20 protein-coding genes are annotated in these 23,567 nt (G+C 54.2%); 18 read left to right on the forward strand and 2 right to left on the reverse strand.

The window, feature by feature from the left end; all coding sequences use genetic code 11:
- Window positions 1–4: 4 nt before the first annotated feature.
- The 5 genes from ftsY (at window position 5) to BQ7382_RS03060 (ending at window position 7,135) form a co-directional block, all read left to right on the forward strand.
- Window positions 5–901, forward strand: a complete 897-nt coding sequence (ftsY, locus tag BQ7382_RS03040; RefSeq protein WP_077390679.1) for a signal recognition particle-docking protein FtsY — start codon at window positions 5–7, stop codon at window positions 899–901.
- Window positions 894–2,219, forward strand: a complete 1,326-nt coding sequence (der, locus tag BQ7382_RS03045; protein WP_077390680.1) for a ribosome biogenesis GTPase Der — start codon at window positions 894–896, stop codon at window positions 2,217–2,219. Before ftsY ends, der begins: the two co-directional genes overlap by 8 nt.
- Entirely contained in the window at window positions 2,220–5,027 is a 2,808-nt protein-coding gene (locus BQ7382_RS03050) for a glycerol-3-phosphate acyltransferase (RefSeq protein ID WP_077390681.1), read from the forward strand.
- Window positions 5,028–6,350 carry a tRNA (N6-isopentenyl adenosine(37)-C2)-methylthiotransferase MiaB gene (miaB, locus tag BQ7382_RS03055; RefSeq protein ID WP_077390682.1) on the forward strand — a complete coding sequence of 441 codons (1,323 nt, stop codon included), beginning with the start codon at window positions 5,028–5,030 and terminating at the stop codon, window positions 6,348–6,350.
- Window positions 6,351–6,412: 62 nt separating this feature from the next.
- A complete protein-coding gene (locus BQ7382_RS03060) occupies window positions 6,413–7,135 on the forward strand; it encodes a site-2 protease family protein (RefSeq protein WP_077390683.1) in 723 nt (240 codons plus the stop codon).
- Window positions 7,136–7,277: 142 nt separating this feature from the next.
- Here BQ7382_RS03060 and BQ7382_RS03065 read toward each other — a convergent pair whose 3' ends face one another.
- Window positions 7,278–7,706, reverse strand: coding sequence for an OsmC family protein (locus BQ7382_RS03065; RefSeq protein WP_077390684.1), 429 nt, complete (start codon window positions 7,704–7,706; stop codon window positions 7,278–7,280).
- A gap of 307 nt (window positions 7,707–8,013) precedes the next feature.
- Here BQ7382_RS03065 and clpB point away from each other — a divergent pair, with 307 nt between their 5' ends.
- The 4 genes from clpB to BQ7382_RS03085 all read left to right on the forward strand — a co-directional run bounded on the left by clpB (window position 8,014) and on the right by BQ7382_RS03085 (window position 13,823).
- Complete coding sequence (gene clpB, locus BQ7382_RS03070; RefSeq protein ID WP_077390685.1) at window positions 8,014–10,539, forward strand: ATP-dependent chaperone ClpB; 2,526 nt, start codon at window positions 8,014–8,016, stop codon at window positions 10,537–10,539.
- A 92-nt stretch (window positions 10,540–10,631) separates the two neighbouring features.
- Complete coding sequence (locus BQ7382_RS03075; RefSeq protein WP_077390686.1) at window positions 10,632–12,092, forward strand: Mur ligase family protein; 1,461 nt, start codon at window positions 10,632–10,634, stop codon at window positions 12,090–12,092.
- Window positions 12,092–12,844: a hypothetical protein gene (locus tag BQ7382_RS03080; RefSeq protein WP_077390687.1), complete on the forward strand. Its 753-nt coding sequence runs from the start codon at window positions 12,092–12,094 to the stop codon at window positions 12,842–12,844. Before BQ7382_RS03075 ends, BQ7382_RS03080 begins: the two co-directional genes overlap by 1 nt.
- Window positions 12,845–12,896: 52 nt before the next feature.
- Window positions 12,897–13,823, forward strand: a complete 927-nt coding sequence (locus BQ7382_RS03085) for a serine aminopeptidase domain-containing protein (RefSeq protein WP_159437212.1) — start codon at window positions 12,897–12,899, stop codon at window positions 13,821–13,823.
- A 49-nt stretch (window positions 13,824–13,872) separates the two neighbouring features.
- Here the strand turns inward: BQ7382_RS03085 and nth are convergent, their stop codons facing one another.
- On the reverse strand, window positions 13,873–14,514 hold the full coding sequence (gene nth / locus BQ7382_RS03090) for an endonuclease III (protein WP_077390689.1): 642 nt from the start codon (window positions 14,512–14,514) through the stop codon (window positions 13,873–13,875).
- 157 nt (window positions 14,515–14,671) lie between these two features.
- Between nth and BQ7382_RS03095 the strand changes: the two genes are divergently transcribed.
- From BQ7382_RS03095 to BQ7382_RS03135, 9 genes are all read left to right on the forward strand, one after another.
- Window positions 14,672–15,328, forward strand: a complete 657-nt coding sequence (locus BQ7382_RS03095; protein ID WP_159437213.1) for a GntR family transcriptional regulator — start codon at window positions 14,672–14,674, stop codon at window positions 15,326–15,328.
- Window positions 15,329–15,543: 215 nt separating this feature from the next.
- Complete coding sequence (gene gap / locus BQ7382_RS03100) at window positions 15,544–16,554, forward strand: type I glyceraldehyde-3-phosphate dehydrogenase (RefSeq protein ID WP_077390691.1); 1,011 nt, start codon at window positions 15,544–15,546, stop codon at window positions 16,552–16,554.
- Between the two features lie 103 nt (window positions 16,555–16,657).
- Window positions 16,658–17,842 carry a phosphoglycerate kinase gene (locus BQ7382_RS03105; protein WP_077390692.1) on the forward strand — a complete coding sequence of 395 codons (1,185 nt, stop codon included), beginning with the start codon at window positions 16,658–16,660 and terminating at the stop codon, window positions 17,840–17,842.
- Window positions 17,843–17,864: 22 nt separating this feature from the next.
- Window positions 17,865–18,638, forward strand: a complete 774-nt coding sequence (tpiA, locus tag BQ7382_RS03110; protein WP_077390693.1) for a triose-phosphate isomerase — start codon at window positions 17,865–17,867, stop codon at window positions 18,636–18,638.
- 197 nt (window positions 18,639–18,835) lie between these two features.
- On the forward strand, window positions 18,836–20,401 hold the full coding sequence (locus BQ7382_RS03115) for a Y-family DNA polymerase (protein WP_077390694.1): 1,566 nt from the start codon (window positions 18,836–18,838) through the stop codon (window positions 20,399–20,401).
- 28 nt (window positions 20,402–20,429) lie between these two features.
- Complete coding sequence (locus tag BQ7382_RS03120) at window positions 20,430–20,894, forward strand: hypothetical protein (RefSeq protein WP_235847926.1); 465 nt, start codon at window positions 20,430–20,432, stop codon at window positions 20,892–20,894.
- A gap of 168 nt (window positions 20,895–21,062) precedes the next feature.
- Window positions 21,063–21,701 (forward strand): hypothetical protein, encoded by a 639-nt coding sequence (locus BQ7382_RS03125; protein ID WP_077390695.1) that lies wholly within the window; start codon window positions 21,063–21,065, stop codon window positions 21,699–21,701.
- Window positions 21,702–21,958: 257 nt separating this feature from the next.
- The gene (locus BQ7382_RS03130; RefSeq protein WP_077390696.1) at window positions 21,959–23,110 is read left to right on the forward strand and encodes a double-cubane-cluster-containing anaerobic reductase; all 1,152 of its coding nucleotides are present in this window, start codon (window positions 21,959–21,961) and stop codon (window positions 23,108–23,110) included.
- Window positions 23,111–23,191: 81 nt separating this feature from the next.
- The gene (locus BQ7382_RS03135; protein WP_077390697.1) at window positions 23,192–23,527 is read left to right on the forward strand and encodes a heat-shock protein Hsp90; all 336 of its coding nucleotides are present in this window, start codon (window positions 23,192–23,194) and stop codon (window positions 23,525–23,527) included.
- Window positions 23,528–23,567 lie beyond the last annotated feature (40 nt).

Below are 23,567 nucleotides of genomic sequence, written 5' to 3' on the forward strand. Positions count from 1 at the left end.
ACGTATGGGTTTATTCAGTCAGAAGGGCACCTTCAAGAAGCTCACTGAACACATAACCAACGTCATCGTGGGAAATCCGAACATCGATGACGAGTTTTACGATGAGCTGGAGGAGTCCCTCATCATTTCGGATATAGGTGTGGACACCGCAGAGCACATAATGGAGAGGCTGAAGGAGGAGGTCAACGCCAGGTACATAACAGACCCCAAGAAGATAACGGGCGTGCTGGAGAACATCGTGGCGGAGATCGTGGACAAGGGAGACCGGAACAGGTTCAGCCGTGAAAATCCTCTCGTGGTCCTCATGATAGGGATCAACGGAGGAGGAAAGACCACGTCCATCGGAAAGATCGCCAACATGTGTAAAAACGAAGGCAGGTCCGTCCTTCTCGCGGCGGCAGACACCTTCAGGGCCGCTGCGGCCGAGCAGCTGGAGATCTGGGGCGACCGCGTCGGCGTGAGGGTGATAAGGCACCAGGAGGGCACAGATCCGAGCGCCGTGATCTACGACGGTATCCAGTCGGCAAAGGCCAATGATATCGACGTGCTGATCTGCGACACAGCGGGAAGGCTCCAGAACAAGGGCAACCTCATGAAGGAGCTGGCCAAGATGAACAGAGTCATAGACAAGGAATTTCCGGAGGCGGCGAGAGAGACGCTCCTCGTGCTTGACGCCACTACGGGCAAAAACGCCGTGAGTCAGGCGAAGGAATTTTCCGAGATAGCAGACATAACAGGGATCGTACTGACAAAGATGGACGGAACGGCCAGAGGAGGCATATCCATCACCATCGCTGACGAATACGACCTGCCTATCAAGTTCGTAGGCGTTGGCGAGGGTATGGACGATCTTAAGGAGTTCGACCCTCAGGAATTTGCAGGAGGAATTTTTGATGAGTAAGCCAATACTGGCCATCGTGGGCAGACCGAACGTGGGCAAATCCACATTTTTCAACAGGCTGGTAGGAGAACGCCGTGCTATCGTTGAGGATGTTCCGGGAGTCACAAGGGACAGGATCTACGGTGAATCCCAGTGGAACGGTAAGGAATTCGGTATCATAGACACCGGCGGGATCGAGCCGAGAACGGATGATCCGATACTGTCGCAGATGAGAGATCAGGCCGTGATGGCCATGGAGATGGCGGATCAGGTCATCTTCATGGTGGATGGAAAAGAAGGACTGACCTCTGCGGACACAGAGGTGGCATCGATCCTGAGGAGGACCGGTAAGCCTGTCATCCTCGTGGTGAACAAGATAGACAAGATGTCGCAGGCTGCGGACACACTGTATGATTTTTACGAGCTTGGACTGGGAGAACCGATACCGATCAGTTCCGCCAATATGCTGAACATCGGAGACCTGCTGGACGAGATCGTCGAGGGGTTCCCGGACGACCTGTACGACGGCTACGACGATGCAGTCAAGATCGCGGTGATAGGAAAGCCAAATGTCGGGAAATCATCTCTGGTGAACAAGCTCACGGGAGAAAACCGCGTGATCGTTTCGCCGATCGCGGGTACCACCAGAGATTCCATCGATACCCCTTTTACTTACAAGGACAGGGAGTATATACTCATTGACACAGCAGGGCTGAGAAGAAACAGCCGCATCAAGGAGAATATAGAAAAGTATTCTGTGGTCAGAGCGGTGGCCGCCGTGGAGCGCTGTGATGTCTGCATACTGATGATAGACGGAGCAGAGGGACTCACGGAGCAGGACAAGAAGATAGCCGGGATCGCCCATGAGGCTGGCAAGGGCCTGATGGTGGTGGTAAACAAGTGGGATCTTGTGGAAAAGGAGACCAATACCATGAGGGACTACGAGAGGGAGATCAGGAGCCAGCTCCTGTTCGCCTCCTATGCTCCCGTGCTGTTCATATCGGTACTTCAGAACAAGAGGGTGTTCTCGGTGATCGACAAGGCAAGTGAGATCGCTGAAAACCGCAAGATGAGGATACCTACCAGCAAGCTGAACAGCATCATCGAGGATGCTGTTATGATGAGACAGCCGCCATCGGACAAGGGCAAGAGGCTCAAGATCTTTTACGGGACCCAGGTGGGCACTGAGCCGCCGCTGTTTTCATTCACGATCAACTCCAGGGATCTGATGCATTTCTCATATTCCAGATATCTGGAGAACAGGATCAGAGATGCATACGGATTTGAGGGGACTTCGCTGAAATTTGTCTGGAATGAAAGAAGAGGAGCTGAGGACTAAATGAATCTTTACGTCAAGCTTGTGTTATGCGTGGCAGCCGCGTATTTTCTCGGCAACATATCGCCGGCCACACTTGTTGGAAGGTTTTACGGCGTTGATATCAAAAAGGTTGGAAGCGGCAATGCCGGCACCACAAACGTGCTCAGGACTCTGGGCTGGGGCCCGGCGGCGATAACGCTGGTCATAGACATACTCAAGGGATACATAGCAGTAAGGCTGGGCCTGAAGGTGGACGACCTGATCGGAGGGCAGTTGTGCTTCCTCGCGGTCCTGGTGGGTCACGTGTACCCGGTGGTCTTCCACTTCAAGGGAGGCAAGGGCGTGGCTACATCGCTTGGAGCGGCCTGGGCGATCAACTGGCCGAGTGCTTTCGCAGTGCTGCTGGTGGCTGCTCTGGGAGCCGGAACATCTAAGAAGATGTCGATAGGCTCCGTGGCGGCCTGCCTGGCATACCCGCTGCTGGTGCTTTTCTACTACCCTGTCTTTTTCCCGGTGTCGATCATCGCGGCGCTCTTTGTACTGTTCAACCACAGGACCAACTTGCAGCGCCTGTACCGTGGAGAGGAAAAGTCCATGTCAGTGGGTGATGTGACTACCTCGGACGATGAGACCGACGATAAGAAGGATGAGACCGTCGACAAGAAAAATGAGACCGCTGTTCTCGACGCAGGCGATGCCGACGAGCCTGACGGTGCAGAAAAGACTGAGAGCACCGCAGGGGCTGAAGGGACCGGGAGCGTTCCGGCTTCAGATGACGCTGAGGAGACGAAGGAAGAGTCAGGGGAGACCGGCGAAGAGTCCGGTGCTGCCGAGGATACAGAAGATGCTCAGACATCAGAAGAGGTTCCGGCTTCAGAGGCGCTTGCTGAAGAAGAGGCAGAAGATATAGAAGAGAACGAAGAAGATGACGATGCTCAGGAAGACGAAGACGACCAGGAGGCCGAGGACGTTGTCAACGAGCTTGCCATGGCTGTCCAGAAGAGCATCGAGGAGATAGAGGCAGAGGAAGAGTCGGATCCTGAGACCCGTGAAGAAGGCACGTCCGACATCCAGGTACAGGAAGAGACTGCGGACGACGCACAAGCCGCACCTGAAGAAGAGCCTGAAGCGGAAGCAGCCGATGAGGAAGCTACCGAGGAAAAGCACAAGAGGGGCGGCCTGAAGGGCCTGTTCCACAGAGTGGTGAGATCAGAGGATGGCGAGGATGAGACCGAGGTCATCCAGATGGATCCGGACGTCCACCTGGAGCCAGATGACGAGGCTGCGGACATCGAGAGCGACAGAGATCTGCAGTGGATATTCAGAGAGGCCGAGGCCGGCTCAGGAAACGGTGGCAGGGAAGAGAACAAGTACGAAAAGAATGACGAAAAGCCTGTGACATACGGGCTTTCCGAGACGGTCGCGAAAGGACTTTCCCAGATCGACGGGCCGGTGAAGGGCACCGTTGCCATGATAGCCAGGGGAGAGTCAGCCCCTAGGCCATCAGACGCTACGGCCATCTATTACGGTATGCCGAAGCATCCGGGATATGTTCCAAGAAAAGAGACTCTCGCTGCAGCGGATGGAGATCATATTACCGCAGATGCGTCCGGGAGCATTGAGGACGAAAACGCCTCAGAGCGTCCGGTACCTGTATCGGTCGCTACCGATGACCATCCGGATGCATCCGATGTGAACGACGGAGATTTTGCAGAATTCGACCAGCTGGTGGAGGAAGCAAGGAGAGAGGCCGAGGCAAAGAAGGCCGCCGAGTCCAGGATCGTTCCTGTCGACTACTATAAAGGACAGAAGAAAAAGAAAAAGCCTGTGAGCGAGAGGCGCAAGATCGCATTCATCGGAAACGGCAGCTTCGGTACGGCGCTGGCCAACCTCCTGGCTCAGAACGGCCACACGGTCACCATGTGGGGAAGAGACAAGGAATATCTGAACCAGATGAGAGAGACCAGGGTGAACAGCAAGTACCTGCCTGAGATAATCCTTTCCAGCAGCCTGAGGTTCACTCACAACCTCAAGACTGCCGTCCACGGCAAGGATCTGGTGGTATTTGCGGTGCCTGCACAGAACTTCAGACAGGTAGCAGAGAGAGTGGCAAGACACATTTCAGGAGATTCCATCGTCGTCAACCTGGCGAAGGGCATCGAGACGCAGACGAACATGACGATGTCTCAGATCGCAGAGGAGATCATGCCTGACAGCCGTTACGTGGTCCTCAGCGGACCATCTCACGCGGAGGAGATCGGGAAGAACAAACCGGCAACGGTCGTGGTCGCTTCCAAGGATGAAGCTGCGGCAAAGACGGTACAGGACATCTTCATGTCAGAAAAATTCAGAGTTTACACGAGTGACGACGTTCTCGGTGTGGAACTCGGAGGAGCTCTCAAGAACGTCATCGCCATAGGAACCGGTATCTCGGATGGCATGGGCTTCGGAGACAACGCCAGGTCCGCCATCATGACGAGGGGCATTCACGAGATGACCAGACTGGGAGTCAAACTGGGAGCCAAAGGAGAGACATTCTCGGGCCTGTCCGGCATCGGTGATCTCATGGTCACCTGTGATTCCCAGCTCTCCAGGAACAGGAGATGCGGCATCATGATAGGTCAGGGCGTTAAGCCTGACGATGCCGTGAAGCAGATAGGAACAGTAGAGGGATTCTATACTGTCGATGCCGCCTGTAAGCTGGCAGAGAAGGCAGGAGTGGAGATGCCTATAACTCAGGCGGTGAACAAGGTCATCAGAGGAGAAATCGCCCCTGACAGGGCACTGGAGCTCCTGATGGGAAGAGACAAGAAAGACGAACGGATATAGATGAGGGGATCAGAAAAAACTTATAAGATCATAACTTTTGGATGCCAGATGAACGAGCACGACTCCGAGAACATCGGAGGAATGCTGGAGGCTGCGGGTTACGCAGAGGCGGATTCACCAGATGTTGCGGACGTCGTGGTGATGAACACCTGCAGCGTCAGAGAGCATGCCGACAAGAGGTTTTTCGGCATGCTTGGCCAGTTCAAAAAGAGAAAAGAAGAGGATCCGGATTTTATCATGTGCGTCTGCGGGTGCATGCCACAGCAGCCGAGGATCATCAGGGAGATCCGTGAGCATTTCGCCTGGACCGACATCGTTTTCGGTACACAGACCATCGGCGACTTTCCAGAGCTCCTGAGAAAGCGAATAGAGACGGGGAAAAAGCAGTTCTCCATCGTCGACAACAGCCAGGAGATACCTGAGGAACAGGGTGCCAAGAGACTGTATAAGTTCAAGGCCCTCATTAACATCACATACGGCTGCAACAACTTCTGCACCTACTGCATCGTTCCGTATACCAGAGGTCGGGAGAAGAGCAGGACCATCGAGGATGTGGTGAAGGAGGCCAGGGCCCTGGCAGACGACGGTGTCGTTGAGGTGATGCTCCTAGGGCAGAACGTGAACTCCTTCAGGGATCCAAACGGAGGGAGCTTCGCAGATCTCATAAGGGAGATAAACGACATTCCCGGTATCCGGAGGATCCGCTTCATGACGTCCCACCCGAAGGACATCTCGCCTGAGCTCATAGCCTGCTACAGGGACTGCGACAAGCTGTGCAAGCAGATACACCTGCCTGTTCAGTCAGGGAGCGACAGGATCCTGAAAAGGATGAACCGCCACTACGACAGGGAGCGGTATCTCGGGGTGGTGAAGGATCTCCGCAGGGTCTGCCCGGACATCGCGATAAGCACCGACATCATCGTAGGTTTCCCCGGAGAGACCGAAGAGGACTTCCGGGACACTCTCAGCCTGGTGGATCAGGTAGGATACGATTCAGCCTTCACCTTCATTTATTCCAAGAGGGAAGGCACTCCGGCCGCCATGTTCCCGGACCAGGTGCCCGAGGACGTGAAGCACGCCAGACTGATCGAGCTCAACGAGCATATCAACGCAGGCGCTCTCAGGAAAAATCAGACCTACGTTGGAAAGACGTATGAAGTCCTCTGCGAGGGCAGAAGCACGAAAAACGACGGAGCGTGGGCCGGAAGGACCGATGATTTCAAGCTGGTGAATTTTCAAGGAGGCCGCGACGTCACAGGCAGGATGGTGGATGTGGAGATCACATCTGCAAAGACTTTCAGCCTCGACGGGAGGCTCGTTTAAGGAACAGCTGTCAGAAGACAGTCCGCGGGCACAGCCCGCACCGGTAGGGAGGCCGGTATCTATTGAATAAAAACAGGAATACCGGAGTCTGGATACTTCTCCTGCTCCTGTTGATAACGAATTTTATGAACGGGGGGCTGAGCGACCCGAAGACTTATTTTCTGAATATGCTGCTGTCACTGCCGGGCATCGTGATCGGGCTCTCATTTCACGAGTTCGCCCACGCCTGGACTTCTGATAAGCTTGGTGATCCTACGCCGAGGAGCCAGGGCAGAGTGACCATAAATCCCGCGGCGCACTTCGATCCGTTCGGGTTTCTGGCACTGGTGTTCTGCGGATTCGGATGGGGTATCCCCGTTCAGATAGACAACAGATATTACAAGCATCCGAGGAGGGATGAACTGCTGGTGTCCGTGGCGGGAGTCGCCATGAACCTGCTGGTAGCCGTAGTCCTTTCTTATGCAGCACATTTTTATCTGAAGTATTCAGGATACAGCCAGATGGACACCACCACATTGCCGGGGATCATAATGACGATCATCATCCAGGCGATACTGATCAACATCACACTTCTGGCCTTCAACATCATCCCGCTGCCTCCGCTGGACGGATTCGGGATAATAACGGAGATCTTTGACCTGAGACAGTACAAGTGGTACTACGATTTCTACTCCAAGGGGAACATCATACTGATCATCCTTCTGATTGTAGGGGCAGTCAACTGGATCATCTCTCCGCTGGTGTCCGTGATCTACAGGGCACTGCTGTACGGGATAATCATCTGATAGCGCTTCACTCGCCGAGTGTCTCTAACTGAAAAAAGTGTGTCGGTGGGAAACGTTTCCATCGACATGCAAAAGGGCCGTCGCATTTCGAAAAATGAGATGCAGCGGCCCTTTTTTTTAAACCCACGCAGTGTCCGGCGGATCACTCGAACACGATGTCGTTGAACTTAATGTTGACCTTTCCTCTCAGCGTGTTGCCGATCGGGCATCCGGCCTCTACGCCCTGGATCAGGTTCTTCACGTTCTCCTTAGGAGAGCTGCTCTTCACGTGGAATGTGACGCGGATCTCCTGGAATCCGTTGTACTCGCTTCCTTCGTCCAGGTCCAGATCGCCTTCTAGCTCCGCATAGCAGTCGCCCAGATCGACCTCGTATCCGGGAGCCATCATGGCGGCCAGGATCGTCAGGCATCCGCCGTATGCGCTGAGGAGCAGCTCCACCGGATTCATTCCCTTGTCTGTTCCGCCGCCTTCGACGGGCTCGTCCATGATGACTTTGAAACCTCTGGACTGAGCTTCCACCTGCAGACCTTCGGACAGACGGGAAACCTTTGCATTGAATGTACTGATCATCTTCTTACATCTCCTTTCAAAAACCACGATACGGAACAAAAAATCTGACCGGACCTGCGCAGAGTCTGAAATTTCCGGACATACGCAGATCGGCAGTCAAATGCAATCATTCCTTGATAATTTTCACACAATATATCCCTTCTTTCCAAAAGATAATATCGATAGCCTCAGGTGCGACCTATTTCGTCTTCACACAATCATCACACAAACTGTTAGCACTCTACACAAGAGAGTGCTAAATTATCATTGTCGAATCAGATAGACAAAAAAGACGAGACAAAAAAATCCCATTTTAAGGAGGGAGATCATGAATATAGAAAAGTATACTCAGAAGATGCAGACCGCGGTCATGGACGCACAGAACCTGGCCATCGAAAACGGTCAGCAGACATTGGAGGTGGCCCATCTCCATCTGGCAATACTGAACGACAGAGAGGGCTTGATACCTAAGCTGCTCTACGCCATGAACGTGGACGTGGACGGGATGAGGAAAGATGTAGCCCAGTCGGTGGACGGGCTTCCGAAGGTCAGCGGAGGAGACGGACAGGTCTACATGTCCGGAAAGCTGAACAAGGTATTCCTGGACGCCGAGAAGATAGCAGGGCAGTTCAAGGACGAGTACGTGAGCGTTGAGCACGCCTACATCGCCATCATGGGCTGCGGCGATCCGGAGACGGACAAGATACTCAGAAAATACGGGATCAGCAAAGACGAGTTCATGAAGGCGCTCACCATGGTAAGGGGCAATCAGAGGGTGACCAACCAGAATCCTGAGGACAGCTACGACGCCCTGAACAAATACGGCACTGACCTGGTACAGGCGGCGAGAGAGGGAAAGCTGGATCCTGTCATCGGAAGAGACAACGAGATAAGGAGGACCATCGAGATCCTGTCCAGGCGTACCAAGAACAACCCTGTGCTCATAGGTGAGCCTGGCGTTGGTAAGACCGCCGTAGTGGAGGGCCTGGCCCAGAGGATCGTGAAGGGAGATGTTCCGGAGACTCTGAAGGACAAGACGATATTCTCGCTGGACATGGGTTCCCTGATCGCCGGAGCGAAGTACAGAGGAGAGTTCGAGGAAAGGCTCAAGGCCGTCCTGAACGAGATCGATAAATCTGACGGTAACATCATCCTCTTCATCGATGAGATCCACAACATAGTCGGAGCAGGAAGGACCGAGGGCTCCATGGACGCAGGGAACCTGCTGAAGCCTAAGCTGGCGAGAGGCGAGCTCCACTGCATCGGTGCCACCACCCTTGACGAATACAGAAAGTACATCGAGAAGGATGCCGCCCTGGAGCGCCGTTTCCAGAAGGTGATGGTGGACGAACCAAGTGTCGAGGACACCATATCGATTCTGAGAGGCCTCAAGGAAAAGTTCGAGATACATCACGGCGTGAGGATCACGGACAACGCCCTGATAGCCTGCGCAACTCTTTCCAACAGGTACATAAGCGACAGGTTCCTGCCTGATAAGGCCATAGACCTCATGGATGAGGCGGCCGCCAGGATCAGGACGGAGATCGACAGCATGCCTTCGGAGCTGGACAACATTGAGAGAAAGATAATGCAGCTCCAGATAGAGCGCCAGGCCCTGACAAAGGAGACGGACAAGGCCAGTAAGGAGCGTCTCCAGGCCATCGAGAGCGAGCTGGCGGACCTGAAGGACCAGGACGCCGCCATGAAGGCAAAGTGGGAGAGCGAGAAGAAGGACATCACCTCCCTCAAGAGCAAGAAGCAGGAAATCGAGGATCTGAACCACCAGATCGAGGAGGCCGAGAGGGCCTACGACCTGGAGAAGCTGGCGAAGCTGAAGTACGGCGACCTGCCTAAGGCCGAGAAAGAGCTGGAGGACGCCAAGAACAGGCTGAACCAGGAGGGAGGCAACAGGCTCCTCAAGGAAGAGGTAGACGAGGACGAGGTCCAGGCCGTCATCTCTCAGTGGACCGGCATTCCTGTGGAGAAGCTGGCGGAGACAGAGCGTGAGAAGCTGCTGAACCTGCCTAAGATACTCCACAAGAGGGTAGTAGGCCAGGACGAGGGCATCGAAGCCGTGACCGAGGCCATACTCCGTGCGCGCGCTGGGCTCAAGAACGAGAACCGACCGATAGGTTCCTTCATTTTCCTGGGCCCTACCGGCGTCGGAAAGACGGAACTGGCGAAGGCTCTCTGCGAGACCCTGTTCGACACGGAGAAGAACCTGATAAGGATAGACATGTCCGAGTACATGGAAAAGCATTCAGTTTCCCGTCTTGTCGGAGCGCCTCCGGGATACGTAGGATACGAGGAGGGCGGTCAGCTCACAGAGGCTGTCCGCAGGAAGCCTTACAGCGTTGTGCTCCTGGACGAGATAGAAAAGGCCCATCCGGACGTGTTCAACCTGCTGCTCCAGCTGCTGGACGATGGACGTCTTACGGACAACAAGGGCCGTGTGGTGGACTTCAAGAACACCATCATAATCATGACGTCCAACCTTCAGAGAGATCAGCTGACCTCGTTCTTCAGGCCTGAGTTCCTGAACAGGGTGGACGACATAATCGTGTTCCAGTCCCTGAACAAGAGCCAGATCAAGGAAATCGTGAGGATGACAGTAAGAGATCTGTCCGACAGGCTCAAGGAAAAGGATATAGAGGTCGTGCTCACGGACAGCGCCGCGTCCCTCATCGCGGATGAGGCGTACGATTCCGTATACGGCGCCCGTCCTGTAAAGCGCTACGTCCAGAAGCACATAGAGAACGAGATCGCACGGATGATCATCGCCGGAGACGTCAGCAGCGGCTGCCGCATCAGGATCGGCGATGAGAACGGCGAATTGAAATTCAACGTCGAATAGGATATAATCGACCCAATAATACGAACGATTAGAGAAATAGGTGAAAACGCTGTTTTCACCTATTTCGGCGTAGAGGGGAATTTTTTCAGACGATGGGCAGGATCAGATTTTATTTCGCGCTGTGGGCGGCAAAGCTCTCGGTGGTGGCGCTGAAGATAACCAGGCACAACGGGACGAACTTCCCGGGAGTAGTAGCTCTCAGGCTGTGCCCGGATTTTTTGAAGTACATCCAGAAGCCGGAGAGGATCGTCGGGGTCACCGGTACCAACGGCAAGACCACGGCCACCAATATGGCCAGGGACATGCTGGCCAACATGGGAGTGAACGCTCTGTGCAACAGCACAGGATCGAACATCGCCACGGGTATCTCGACCGCCTTCATAAGCGGCGTGGGGCTTTCCGGGAAATGCCGCTACGACACCGCGGTCCTGGAGATAGACGAGCGTTCCGCAAAGAACCTCTTTCCCTATTTCGCCCCGGACTACCTGCTGGTGATGAACCTGTCCAGGGACTCGATAATGAGGAACGGACACCCTGAGTACATAAGGGATTTCCTGACGACATATATCCCGAAGTCCACAAAGGTCATCCTCAACGCGGACGATCTCATCGCATCCTCGGTCTCCCCGGATAACCAGAGATTTTTTTACGGGATCTCACGGATGGAAGGAGACAGGACCGAGGTGCCGAACCTCATCAGCGACCTTCAGATATGCCCGCGCTGCAGCGGAAAGCTGAAGTACGAGTACATAAGGTATTCAAACATCGGTCGGGCGTACTGCCCGGACTGCGGGTACACCGCACCTGAATACGACGGCGGAGCGTCGTCCGTAGATCTGGAGAATATGAAATTCAGGTATACGCTTTACCAGGGCGTGCACTCACAGGGAGCCACGACGTCAGATGGTCCTGGCGCCGGCGAGGCAGTGGACTCGCTGGAATTCCCTGTGATGAATGCGAGCGTTTTCAATATCTACAACCAGGTGGCTGAGATATCCCTCTTCCACGTGATGGGCTACAGCCTGGAGGAGATCCGGAAAGCCATGGACGGAGTGGGGATCACGAAGTCCAGGCTTGGAACGGAACAGGTGGGGGACAAGACCGTCATCAACTTCCTTTGCAAGGAGAAGAACGCATATGCGGCCTCCAGGGTCTTCGAGCGCATCCACCAGATAGATGGAGACAAGGAGATCCTCATGTACAACAGCTGCATCGGGGATACGCATCACTGGTCAGAGAATGTCTGCTGGATGTACGATGCGGATTTTGAATTCCTGGCTGACGACAGGATCAAGCAGATCGTGGTCTATGGAGACAGGGGCCTCGATCTGAAATTCAGGATGCTGCTGGCTGGAGTGGACGAAAGCGTGATCACATACGTGGAGAAGCCGGAGGAGGGCATAGATAAGCTGAAGCTCTTTCCGAACGACAATATCTACATTCTTTACGGCACGGATTCCTTTGATCTTGGCATGAAGACCAGGAGACAGGTCATAGATCACATCAAGGCCTGTGAAGGAAATGACGGAACAGGAAAGGAGGACGGGAGATAATGATCGTAGAATCTTTGTATCCTGAAGTTGCCGACCTCTACGGGGAGCTGGGCAACGTGATGTACCTCCAGAGGTCCACGGGGTGTCAGGTGATCGAGACCGGCCTGAACCAAGAGCCGGCCTTTCTCACAAGAGACGATATCGACCTGGTGTACATGGGCACCATGACAGAAAGAGCTCAGGAGCTGGTGATAGAAAGGCTCGAGCCTCATAAGGAAGAGATAATACAGTCGATAGAGAACGGGCAGCGTTTCCTGATCACGGGAAACGCCCTCGAGATCTTCGGTAAGGAGATCGAGGACAGGGACCCGGAGCTGCTCGGCGGCAGAGATCCGGTGACCAGAGGCCTCGGGATATTCGGCTTCCACACGGAGAGGAGGATGCTTCACAGGTTCAACTCCCTTTTCCACGGAATGTTCCAGGCACAGGGGACGCAGGAGGCCATCGACATCGTGGGCTTCAACAGCCAGTTCACCCAGTCGTTCCGCGACGAAGAGCTGAAGCCGCTCTTTTCCATCGTCAGAGGCCGCGGCTTCGAGCCTGAGGGCTCTGGAGAGGGCATCCGCTACAGGAACTTCATGGCCACATACATAATAGGTCCTCTGCTCGTGCTGAACCCGCTGTTCACGAAATACCTCCTTCAGGAGATGGGAGAAAAAGAAGTTTCCCTCGCCTGCGAGGAAGCGGCGTTCGCGGCGTATGAAAAGAGGCTTCAGGAGTATTCGGAGCCTGACAGGGGGTTCGTGTATTAGTCAGTTATCATCTGCGGCTCCAGGGGCTGCGTGGACAGAGAAGGTGAGAGATATGTCTGATATCAAGGAATTTTACAGGAGAGCGGCCAACGGAGAGGGACAGGTGTACTCCGTGGAGCTGAAGGCTGATGATCCCAGGGGCGTGGTCCAGATCGTCCACGGCATGAGCGAGCATTCCGGAAGGTATCTGGAGCTGGCGAAGGCCCTGAATCAACATGGATATTCCGTATACGCCAACGACCTGGTGGGACACGGGATCAGCCAGCAGGGACACAAGGGAGCTTTTTCCGAAGAGTCCGGTGGCTATGATTGCCTGGTGGATGATATAGAGAGCCTTTTCCGGTTCGGGGAAAAGCGCTCCGGGCGCTGCCCGAAGGTCCTGATCGGCGTTGGCCTCGGGGCGGCTCTGGCGGAGCTGCACTGCGCCAGATATGGGAGCGAGAGCCTGCTCATGGGAATAGGGCAGCTGGCCAGCCCGACGCTGGCCCCGGCAATATCCACCGCGGCCACGAACCACATCCTCATGAACGGATACACCAGCGTTTCGATGGCGGTGCACAACATGATGACGGATCACGCCAGGATGCCTGGCTCTGATCCGGAGAACCAGTATTATTGGCTCACGTCGGACGACGAGGAGATCAAGAAATACATAGACGACCCGGACTGCGGCTTCCCTCTTGCCGCATCTGCCTACAAGGAGATACTCGAAGGAAACAGGGAACTGGTGAAGACCATCAAGAGAGGGGAAATGAAAGACATCCCGATCTACCTGATGTCCGGAAGCATGGATGAAGCAGGAGGGTACACCAGAGCCACAAGAGAGATAGCCAAACTGATGAACAGCAACGGATCCAGCCAGGTGGCGGTTAAGTTCTACAGGAACGGCCTTCACGACATCCTCCACGATCACTGCAGAGACGAGGTCACGGAGGATATCTGTTCCTGGATCGACCACAACATCAGCGTGATAAAGTAAGAAACAAAAAAAGCCGCCAAAACAGCGGCATGATAAGGATACGGATGAACTAAGCCTGAGGATGGCGGCAGTGTTCCAGCACGGGACAGCTGCTGCACTCGGGCTTTCTTGCTTTACAGCACCGCCTCCCGTGGAAGATGAGGAGGTGGTGGGCCTGGGTCCACCGGTCCTCAGGCAGTACCCGCATGAGCCTTTTCTCGGTGGAAAGCACGTCCTTTTCGTCAGCCAGACCGAGCCTGTTGGAAACTCTGAACACGTGAGTGTCCACGGCTATGCGCTGCTCCCCGAAACCTTCGGCCAGCACCACGTTGGCGGTCTTCCTGCCGACCCCCGGAAGTTTCATCAGAGAGTCGAGATCCCCCGGCACTTCACCGTCAAAATCTTTTACAAGGGTCCTGGACATGGCGATGAGATTTTTTGCCTTGTTCTTATATAATCCGATCGAACGGATGATATCCTCCACGTCTGCCTGGCTGGCGCCGGCCATGTCCTCAGGCCCCGGATAGCGGCTGAACAGCTCCGGAGAGATCTTGTTGACGCTGACATCGGTGGTCTGTGCCGACAGCATCACCGCCTCCAGAAGATGAAATACGGTATCGTAGTGGAGCGCACACCCCGCTTCGGGATACGCCTCCAGCAAGAGGTCCAGGACCTCGGGCGCTTCTTTTTTTGTGATCAGCTTTGATGACATTTTTTCCTCACTGTTCTGGCGGGCCGTTCGTGTGCCCGCGGTAGTTTTTTCCCTTATTTATACCACGGTATTGACAAAAATGATCTCGATTCTATAATTGTATACAACAGTTATGCTGATTATTTTGCATACAATTTATTGACTGGGGGGAGTTATGATGCCTACAAAATCAAGCGACGACAGACCGTTGTCCGGCAGCCTGTTTATACAGATACAGAAGGACATCCTTTCCGGTAAGGTAAAACCCGGAGAGAAGCTGACGGAGCAGACCATCTGCAAGCAGTACAATGTGAGCAGGACTCCGGTGAGAGAGGCTTTTCGCCAGCTGGAGTCCGACGGACTTATCGAGAACGTCCCGAACAGAGGGGCCTTTGTCATAGGTCTGAGCAGGAGGGATATTTCCGACCTGTTCGACCTGAGGAGGATCTTCGAGGTGCAGGCCGTCCAGTGGGCCATCGAGCGCATGGATGAGAAGGAAGTGGACAAGCTGAAGGAAAAGGTGGAGATGATGGAGTTCTACACCACCAAGAAGAACGACGTCAAGCAGGTGCTGAACCTGAACTCGGAGTTCCACAACCTGATCTACAGAGGGACCAAGGACAGGATGCTCTACAAGACCCTGGCCACATACCAGACATACCTGAAGCACTCGGCGCCGCCAAAGACTTTTTCGGATGACTACCTCAGGACGATCCTGAAGGAGCACATGGCCATCTTTGACGCCTTCGAGACACACAACGTTGCCGCCGGAAGAGAGGCCATGGAGTATCACATGGAGCAGTCCAAGCTGAGGCGTATGAGCAAGTATTTCTAAGAAAAAGACAGAAAAAGCTGCCGCGGTTCGCCGCGGCGTTTTTTTTGCGGCGGTGCGCCGGGAAATGGCCTGTTGTAAGCAGTCTCACGTTGCACTATTGAAAAAACAATTGCCAACTGTTATCATTTTACTGAATGCTCTGGTGTTTTCAGATAAGAGTGCCGGGGCGAGAAGTAAACAACAGGTTTTTCCAAACAGTCAGGAGGAAATACAAAATGGCAAGAATCGGTATCAGCGGGTTCGGAAGGATCTCCAGAGTTGTGATGAGAGCGGCTTTGGAGTTTGACGACATCGAGATCGCAGGGATCAACTACCGTAACTCCACCATGGATTACATCAAGTACATGCTGAAGTATGATTCCACTTTCGGTCGCTTCCCGCAGGAGATCGAGACCTACTCTGAGGGTATCATCGTTGGGGGCAAGAAGATCCCTGTATTCACTGAGAATGATCCGAGAAACATCCCTTGGGGAGAGGTTGGAGCAGATTACATCGTAGAGGGAACAGGAGCTTACAACACTAAGGAAAAGGCCCAGGCCCACCTGGATGCCGGCGCAAAGAAGGTCATCATCTCCGCCCCGGCGAAGGATGATTCCCCTACGTTCGTGTATGGCGTTAACCACAAGGAATACAAGCCTGAATACAATGTTGTTTCAAATGCTTCCTGCACCACAAACTGCCTGGCGCCTATCTGCAAGGTGCTGTACGACAAGTGGGGCATTTCCGAGGGCCTTATGTCCACCATCCACGCTGCCACGTCGAAGCAGAAGGTGATAGACGGAAGATCCAACGGAGACTGGAGGAGAGGACGCTGCGCATTCAACAGCATCATCCCGACAACTACAGGTGCGGCAAAGGCCGTAGCGCTGGTCATCCCTGAGCTGAAGGGCAAGATGACGGGTATCTCCTACAGGGTCCCTACCGCAGACGTATCTCTGATCGACCTCAATGTTTTCCTCGAGAACCCTACGACATACGAGGAGATCTGCAAGGAGATCAAGAGGGCTTCTCAGGAGGAGATGAAGGACATCATCGAGTACACCGATGAAGAGGTGGTATCCATCGACTTCGTTGGGGATCCTCACGCTTCCATCTTCGACGCTGTTCAGGGCATCCAGCTGAACGACAAGGTATTCAAGATCGTCGCATTCTACGACAACGAGTACGGATACAGTACACAGCTGCTGAAAATGGTAAGGTACATGGATTCCGTGGACAACAAGTAAGGCGCCACATATAACCGAGAAATTGCAAGGCTGCAGCCCGGAGAGATCCAGGGTGTGCAGCCTGTTGTTTGACAGCGGATATACGCTGATATAGGAGTGTGTTATGAAAAAGACCGTAAGAGACGTAGAGTGGCAGGGCAGGACCGCCGTGTGCAGATGCGATTTCAACGTGCCTCTGGATGGCAGCACCATCACCGATGACACCAGGATCAGGGCGTCTCTGCCTACGATACAGTATCTGGCAGAGCACGGAGCAAAGGTGATCCTCATGTCCCATCTGGGACGCCCGAAGGGAGAGCCTAAGCCTGAGCTGACTCTGGCTCCGGTGGCCGAAAGGCTTTCACAGCTTCTCGGAAAAGACGTGAAATTCCTGAAGAGCGAGCAGGTGGTGGACGACGAGGTGAGGAGAGGTGCAGAGGCTCTCGAGCCTGGTCAGGTGGCCCTCCTGGAAAACGTGAGATACAGGAAGGAAGAGGAAAAGAACGATCCGGAGTTTGCGAAGGAGCTGGCGGGTCTTGGAGACGTTTTCGTTCAGGACGCCTTCGGTACATCCCACAGGGCCCACGCCTCCACAACAGGGATAGCTTCGTACATCCCGGCGGTATCCGGATTCCTCATCGAGAAGGAGTTGAAGTTCCTGGGTGAGGCCGTCGATTCACCTGAGAGACCTTTTGCCGCCATCATGGGGGGCGCCAAGGTAAAGGACAAGCTCCCGGTGATCGTGAACCTCCTGAGCAAGGTGGATATGCTTTTCATAGGAGGAGGAATGTCCTACACCTTCTCGAAGGTCCAGGGATACGAGATCGGAAAGTCTCTGTTTGATGAAGAGGGATCAGCTCTCATTCCTGAGATCATGAAGAAGGCTGAAGAGAACGGAGTGAAGATCTTCACTCCTGTGGATGCCGTGATGGCGGATGAGTTCGCTCCGGATTCACCTCACGCCGTGTACGACATAGACAAGATGGATCCAGACAAGATGGGGATGGACATCGGACCTAAGACCATCGAGCTTTATACAGCGGAACTTGCAAAGGCAAGAACAGTGGTGTGGAACGGGCCGATGGGAGTGTTCGAGATGGACGCCTTCGCAGAGGGGACAAAGGCCATTGCCGACTGCCTTGCAGATCTTGACGGGACCACCATCGTGGGCGGAGGAGATTCCGCGGCTGCTGCTGCCAAGTTCGGGGTCGCAGACAAGATGACACATATTTCCACGGGCGGCGGCGCAAGCCTGGAGTTCCTGGAGGGCAAAGAGCTTCCGGGGATCGCCTGCCTGGATGAAAAATAGGCTTATCAAGGAGGTTTTTCCAATGGGAGACAGCAAGTTCCTCATAGCAGGAAACTGGAAAATGAACAAGACCATTGCTGAGGCAAAGGAGTTCGCCGCGAAGTTCAGGGGGATGATGCCCGACGACGGCGACGGCGTCGCTATAGTCGCTCCCTTCACCCAGCTGCAGGCCTTGAAAGAGGCCTTTTCCGGCACGAAGGTCATGATTGGCGCACAGAATGTCCACTACGAGGCATCCGGGGCATACACGGGAGAGATATCCGTGAAGATGCTCAAGGAGCTGGGCGTGGACTGCTGCGTCATTGGACACTCAGAGAGAAGGCAGTATTTCAACGAGACGGATGAGGCGCTGAACAAGAAGCTCAGGGTCCTCCTGGACAGCGGCATCACGCCTATCCTGTGCGTTGGAGAGCCTTTGGAGGTCAGGGAGAAGAACGAGCAGATGGGTTTCGTCGGGGGACAGCTTTTCGAGGATCTGAAGGGACTCGATCCGCTGGACGTGAGAAAGATCGTCATCGCATACGAGCCTATCTGGGCCATCGGGACCGGAAAGACGGCTACTCCGGAGCAGGCGGACGATATGTGCGGCTTTATCCACTCAATAGTTGCAGGATACTGCGGGGATGAGGCGGCCGCAGGGCTCAAAGTCCTGTACGGCGGAAGCATGAAGCCCGGAAATGCAGAGCAGCTCCTGAGACAGGAAGGCATCCACGGAGGCCTCATCGGCGGAGCCAGCCTGAGCCCGGAGAGCTTCTGCGACATATGTGACATTGCCGCAAAGCTGAACAGGGAATAAGCCGAATAACCGACGGAGATCGAGGGATGACGAGAGATAGTCATCCCTTTTTTTCGTGGAAACGCTGCGCCTGAGGGGCGGTCGACCGAATGGCTCGATCCACTCAGAAAAACCCATTGGACCACGGCGGATGATGTGGTATACTGTCACTACAAAAAAGAACAGATGTTCTGAATGCGAAAGGAGGAAAGATATATATGGCAGGCGACACTGAATGCGAGAACAGACGTTATATCGCCATAGATCTCAAATCCTTTTATGCTTCTGTGGAGTGTGTGGAGAGGGAGCTGGATCCTCTTACCACCCACCTGGTGGTGGCAGACGAGACCAGGACGAACAAGACCATCTGCCTGGCGGTGTCGCCGGCTCTCAAGGCGTATGGTGTCCCTGGAAGACCGCGGCTTTTTGAGGTGGAACAGAAGGTAGAGCAGGTGAACAATGAGCTGGCCAGGCGGGCCCGCGGAAGGAAGCTGACGGGATACTCCTGGGATGACACCGAGGTGAGGAGGGATCCATCTCTTGGCGTGTCTTATATCACGGCAGTTCCCCGCATGGGACTGTACATGGAGTACAGTACGAGGATATATGACATATATCTCAGGTATGTGGCACCGGAGGACATCCATATTTATTCCGTGGATGAGGTGTTCATAGATGCCACCCCGTATTTGAGAACGAGGGGGCAGACGGCCAGGGAGTTTGCCATGACCATGATAAAGGCCGTGCTGAGAGAGACCGGCATAACGGCCACCGCCGGGATAGGCACCAACATGTACCTGTGCAAGATAGCCATGGACATAGTTGCAAAGCGCATTCCCGCCGATGCGGACGGCGTGAGGATAGCAGAGCTGGACGAGCTCACCTACAGGAGGCTTTTGTGGAACCACAGGCCGCTTACGGATTTCTGGCGCGTGGGCCCTGGATATGCGAGAAAGCTTGAAGCGAATGGCATTTATACGATGGGCGACGTGGCACGGTGCTCGCTGGGCGGACCTGAGGACTTCCATAATGAGGACCTTCTGTATAAGCTGTTTGGAGTAAATGCGGAACTGCTCATCGATCATGCCTGGGGATGGGAACCGTGTACCATCGCGGATGTACACGCATACAGGCCATCAAGCCACAGCCTGAGCCAGGGTCAGGTGCTGAATCAGCCGTATACCTTTGAAAAGGCCAGGATCGTGATCCGGGAGATGGCAGATCTTCTCATTCTCGACCTCGTAGACAAGGGACTGGCAGCCGATCAGGTAGTACTGACCGTAGGATACGACAGAGAATCTCTGACGCGTCCCGAGATAAGGAAGAAGTACAAGGGGAAGGTCAAGAAGGACCATTACGGCCGTGCCGTGCCCGTCCACGCTCACGGGACCATCGGCCTGGGAGGGCATACGTCTTCCTACAGCAGGATAATGAAGGCCGCCATGGAGCTTTTCAATAGGATAGTGAACAGAGATCTCCTGGTGCGTAGAATGTACATCGTTGCAGGAGGCGTTGTCCCGGAGGCAAGCATCAGAGGTGATGAAAACAAGGAAAAGTACAGGCAGATCAGCATTTTCGACGCTCCGGCGAGCGGGGAAAATGGTAACGGTGAAGCCGTAGGAGAAGACGAAGCAAGCCTTCTGGAGAAGGAGAGGAACATGCAGAAGGCCATCCTCACGGTAAAGGAAAGGTATGGCAAGAATGCCATGTTCAGGGCCATGGACCTGGAGGAAGGCGCCACGGCACTTGAAAGGAACAGGCAGATCGGAGGACATAAGGCCTGACGGACTATAGCAGGAGAGGTGAGACAGCGTGGGCTACAGCTACAAGGAAGTAGACAATTACGAGAGCATTATGAAATATGCGGACATCATCAAGGAGCCTCATCACAGGAGCACCAGGTACCCGCACATGTCCAGGGCTGACAGGGCCGCTCAGTTTTCTCCGTTCAAGGCGCTGACGGGGTTTGAGGACGCCGCTCAGGAAACGGCCCGGCTGACCGAGGAAAAGCCTGAACTTCAGGAAGACGATATCGCCAGGCTGGACAGACAGCTGGCCTTCCTTAAGGAGCATCTGGCCGAAAAGCCGCTCCTGGAGATCACCTTTTTTGCCCCTGATCCGTTGAAATCCGGGGGAACCATTCGGCGCATGACGGGGACACTAAGAAGGGTGGACACGTATGACCGTGAACTGGTTATGGCGGATGGCACCACGGTGAATATGGATCAGGTGCTGGCCATGGACTCGGAGATATTCAGGAAGATAGAGCAGTTCTGAAGAATATAGATATTCCAGATCAGAAGTCTTCCGGGGAAAGGAATAATTTGATAATGGTACTTCTGAGGTGTTATCATTAGACCTGTGTTCTCCGGCAGGTGGCATGATGCTGGTGCACCTGTTTTCCGGGGGATAAGGAGATCATTTCAATAACTGGAGACAAGTAAGATGAACGATATGAAATCAATGGAAGATCTGGGGTTCAGGGCGCTCCATCACAAGCTGGTGTATATCCACTGTCCCGAGGACATCGATGGCATGAAGGACAGCTTTGAGGTCATGGAAGGCGCAGAAGGCGTTCTGACCTATTGTTATGTTGAAGATGGTATGGGACTCAGCTTCTATATCCTTAGCTCGGCAAAAATAGAAGACGGAAGTGTAGTCAAGGGACCGGATGTTCACGAAGAGTGCTGCAGGCTGAGGTTTGGTGAGTTGGAATACTATCCGGTGGTCACTGAAAATGACATGGACGTGTCTGCGCAGGACTACAGAGACACGATCGATGACATCCACGATAAGTTCGAGACCGAAGATGAGAATATCCGCAGGCTACACATGAACAAGCTCCTGGACGGAAGCAGGAACATCGAGTACCCGGACTTCATTTCCGTTGTGTTCAAGGGCACCGGGACCTATCCGGAGCTTGGCTGGGTGAAGTGCACCGGAGAGGAAGAGGGCTGCTTCGAAGGAGAGGTAGTGCAGCCGCCGAGACAGAAGCTTGGCGTTCACTTCGGAGACGAGATCACGTTCCGAGCATATGAGGGAAGCGATAAGAAGATATACTTCATTGCCGACAATGAAGGTTAAGAACGATAAGGATCCCGACATAGAAGACATGGAGGCACATCTGCAGGCATCGGTGAGGTCAGTACCGCCGGAGCCTTGTGGGTGTGCTTCTTTTTCGTGGTCATATCTGTCATGAAGGCGGGAATATGAGTCAGAAATAGGACTGTTTAATAGATGCTGCGGGTTATAATAGTAATTGTAAATAATGGCCCCTATGGCAGGGTGTTAGAATCTAAGCGTACGAGTCACAAAGTAAAACAGGTAAAGGAGAGTTGATCATGGAAATCATCAAGGATCTTCCAAAGGTATTTGACGAGTTCGGAGAAGCGAGGAGAAACAGCTTCATCGCCGTAAAGGAGATCAAGGATTCGGGGACCCCTGTCGTGGGAGCCTATTGCACCTATGCGCCGCAGGAGCTGGCGATGGCAGCCGGTGCAGTCCCGATCGCCCTCTGCTCCATGTCCAATGAGACGACGGCGGATGCGGAGCAGGATCTCCCCGCCAACCTGTGCCCGCTGATCAAGTCCAGCTACGGATTCGCGAAGACCGACAAATGCCCGTACTTCCATTTTTCCGACATCGTCGTGGGCGAGACCACCTGCGACGGCAAGAAGAAGATGTACGAGCTCATGAGCGACTTCAAGAAGGTATTCGTCATGAACCTGCCGAACTCTCAGGACGAGGAGGGAAGGAAGCTCTGGAGGTCCGAAGTGCGGAGATACAAGGAATACCTCGAGAAGGAGCTCGGAGTGGAGATCACCGACGACCAGATCAGGGAGGCCGTGAAGATCAAGAACGCCGAGCGCGATGCCCAGAAGGCCGTGTCAGAGGTGATGGCGAACGATCCGGCACCGGTGATGGGCGGTGATGTTTTCAAGGTGCTCTTCGGAAGCCAGTACAAATTCGACAAGGACGAGTCGATCAAGTCGCTTAACGCGGTAAGGGACAAGATCCTGGCCGACTACGCGGACGGGAAGAACGTCGGAAAGAAGCCGAGGATCCTGATAACCGGATGTCCTATGGGCGGCGGCACCACCAAGATCATCGATGCGGTGGAGAACAACGGCGGAGTGGTAGTCGCCTTTGAGAACTGCTCCGGGTACAAGCAGTTCAACGAGAACGTCGACGAGGGCGCAGACGACATACTGAACGCGGTGGCGGACAGATATCTGAACATCGGATGCTCTGTGATGACACCGAACCCTAACCGGTATGAGCTCCTCGGGAAGCTCATCGACCAGTACCACGTTGACGGGGTCCTGGACATGACCCTCACCGCCTGTCATACATACAATATCGAAGGCAAGAAGATCGAGAGGTTCTGCAGAGACGAAAAGGGCATTCCGTATATCTCGGTGGAGACCGATTACTCCTCGGCGGACGTTGGACAGCTGAACACGAGGATATCAGCTTTCGTGGAAATGCTGTAATGTACACAGGACACCTGTGATATAATGAGCTGGATCTATTAGTACCGAAATAGTATCGAATGATTGAAACGGAGGTCAGACATGGCAGTTATAGACAGTGTAAAAGAGCTTGTAGCAGCACCTAGCGTATGCCCTGAGGCTAAGGAAGCAGGAGAGAAGTACCTGGCGGCTGTTGGAACAGACGGACAGAAGAAGGCAGCAGAGGCGCTGGTCGCCGAGCTGGAGGAGGATGTGCTGACTCTCAATCAGAACATCGAGTTCTTCGGCAGCCCTGCCGCAGCCGAGAAGTTCGGAAAGGAAGCCGCAGACGGATATCTTGCTCACTTCAAGGAAGCGAAGGCAGCAGGAGAGAAGTGGTGTGACTGCCCTGCATGTGCTGCGGGAAAGGCAGTGCTGGACCACAAGGAAGAGCTGTAGTTCGGTGTTCGAATTGAACACTCTGCCACGTATGGGAAGG

This window comes from Mobilibacterium timonense, from assembly GCF_900155555.1.
Classification (GTDB): Bacteria; Bacillota; Clostridia; order Peptostreptococcales; family Anaerovoracaceae; genus Allobaileyella; species Allobaileyella timonense.

What these genes read in the sequence shown, in the direction of transcription:
- ftsY (WP_077390679.1), top strand. Translation starts at nt 5, where the DNA reads ATGGGTTTATTCAGTCAGAAGGGCACCTTCAAGAAGCTCACTGAACAC.
- der (WP_077390680.1), top strand. Translation starts at nt 894, where the DNA reads ATGAGTAAGCCAATACTGGCCATCGTGGGCAGACCGAACGTGGGCAAA.
- BQ7382_RS03050 (WP_077390681.1), top strand. Translation starts at nt 2,220, where the DNA reads ATGAATCTTTACGTCAAGCTTGTGTTATGCGTGGCAGCCGCGTATTTT.
- miaB (WP_077390682.1), top strand. Translation starts at nt 5,028, where the DNA reads ATGAGGGGATCAGAAAAAACTTATAAGATCATAACTTTTGGATGCCAG.
- BQ7382_RS03065 (WP_077390684.1), bottom strand. Translation starts at nt 7,706, where the DNA reads ATGATCAGTACATTCAATGCAAAGGTTTCCCGTCTGTCCGAAGGTCTG.
- clpB (WP_077390685.1), top strand. Translation starts at nt 8,014, where the DNA reads ATGAATATAGAAAAGTATACTCAGAAGATGCAGACCGCGGTCATGGAC.
- BQ7382_RS03075 (WP_077390686.1), top strand. Translation starts at nt 10,632, where the DNA reads ATGGGCAGGATCAGATTTTATTTCGCGCTGTGGGCGGCAAAGCTCTCG.
- BQ7382_RS03080 (WP_077390687.1), top strand. Translation starts at nt 12,092, where the DNA reads ATGATCGTAGAATCTTTGTATCCTGAAGTTGCCGACCTCTACGGGGAG.
- BQ7382_RS03085 (WP_159437212.1), top strand. Translation starts at nt 12,897, where the DNA reads ATGTCTGATATCAAGGAATTTTACAGGAGAGCGGCCAACGGAGAGGGA.
- nth (WP_077390689.1), bottom strand. Translation starts at nt 14,514, where the DNA reads ATGTCATCAAAGCTGATCACAAAAAAAGAAGCGCCCGAGGTCCTGGAC.
- BQ7382_RS03095 (WP_159437213.1), top strand. Translation starts at nt 14,672, where the DNA reads ATGCCTACAAAATCAAGCGACGACAGACCGTTGTCCGGCAGCCTGTTT.
- gap (WP_077390691.1), top strand. Translation starts at nt 15,544, where the DNA reads ATGGCAAGAATCGGTATCAGCGGGTTCGGAAGGATCTCCAGAGTTGTG.
- BQ7382_RS03105 (WP_077390692.1), top strand. Translation starts at nt 16,658, where the DNA reads ATGAAAAAGACCGTAAGAGACGTAGAGTGGCAGGGCAGGACCGCCGTG.
- tpiA (WP_077390693.1), top strand. Translation starts at nt 17,865, where the DNA reads ATGGGAGACAGCAAGTTCCTCATAGCAGGAAACTGGAAAATGAACAAG.
- BQ7382_RS03115 (WP_077390694.1), top strand. Translation starts at nt 18,836, where the DNA reads ATGGCAGGCGACACTGAATGCGAGAACAGACGTTATATCGCCATAGAT.
- BQ7382_RS03125 (WP_077390695.1), top strand. Translation starts at nt 21,063, where the DNA reads ATGAACGATATGAAATCAATGGAAGATCTGGGGTTCAGGGCGCTCCAT.
- BQ7382_RS03130 (WP_077390696.1), top strand. Translation starts at nt 21,959, where the DNA reads ATGGAAATCATCAAGGATCTTCCAAAGGTATTTGACGAGTTCGGAGAA.
- BQ7382_RS03135 (WP_077390697.1), top strand. Translation starts at nt 23,192, where the DNA reads ATGGCAGTTATAGACAGTGTAAAAGAGCTTGTAGCAGCACCTAGCGTA.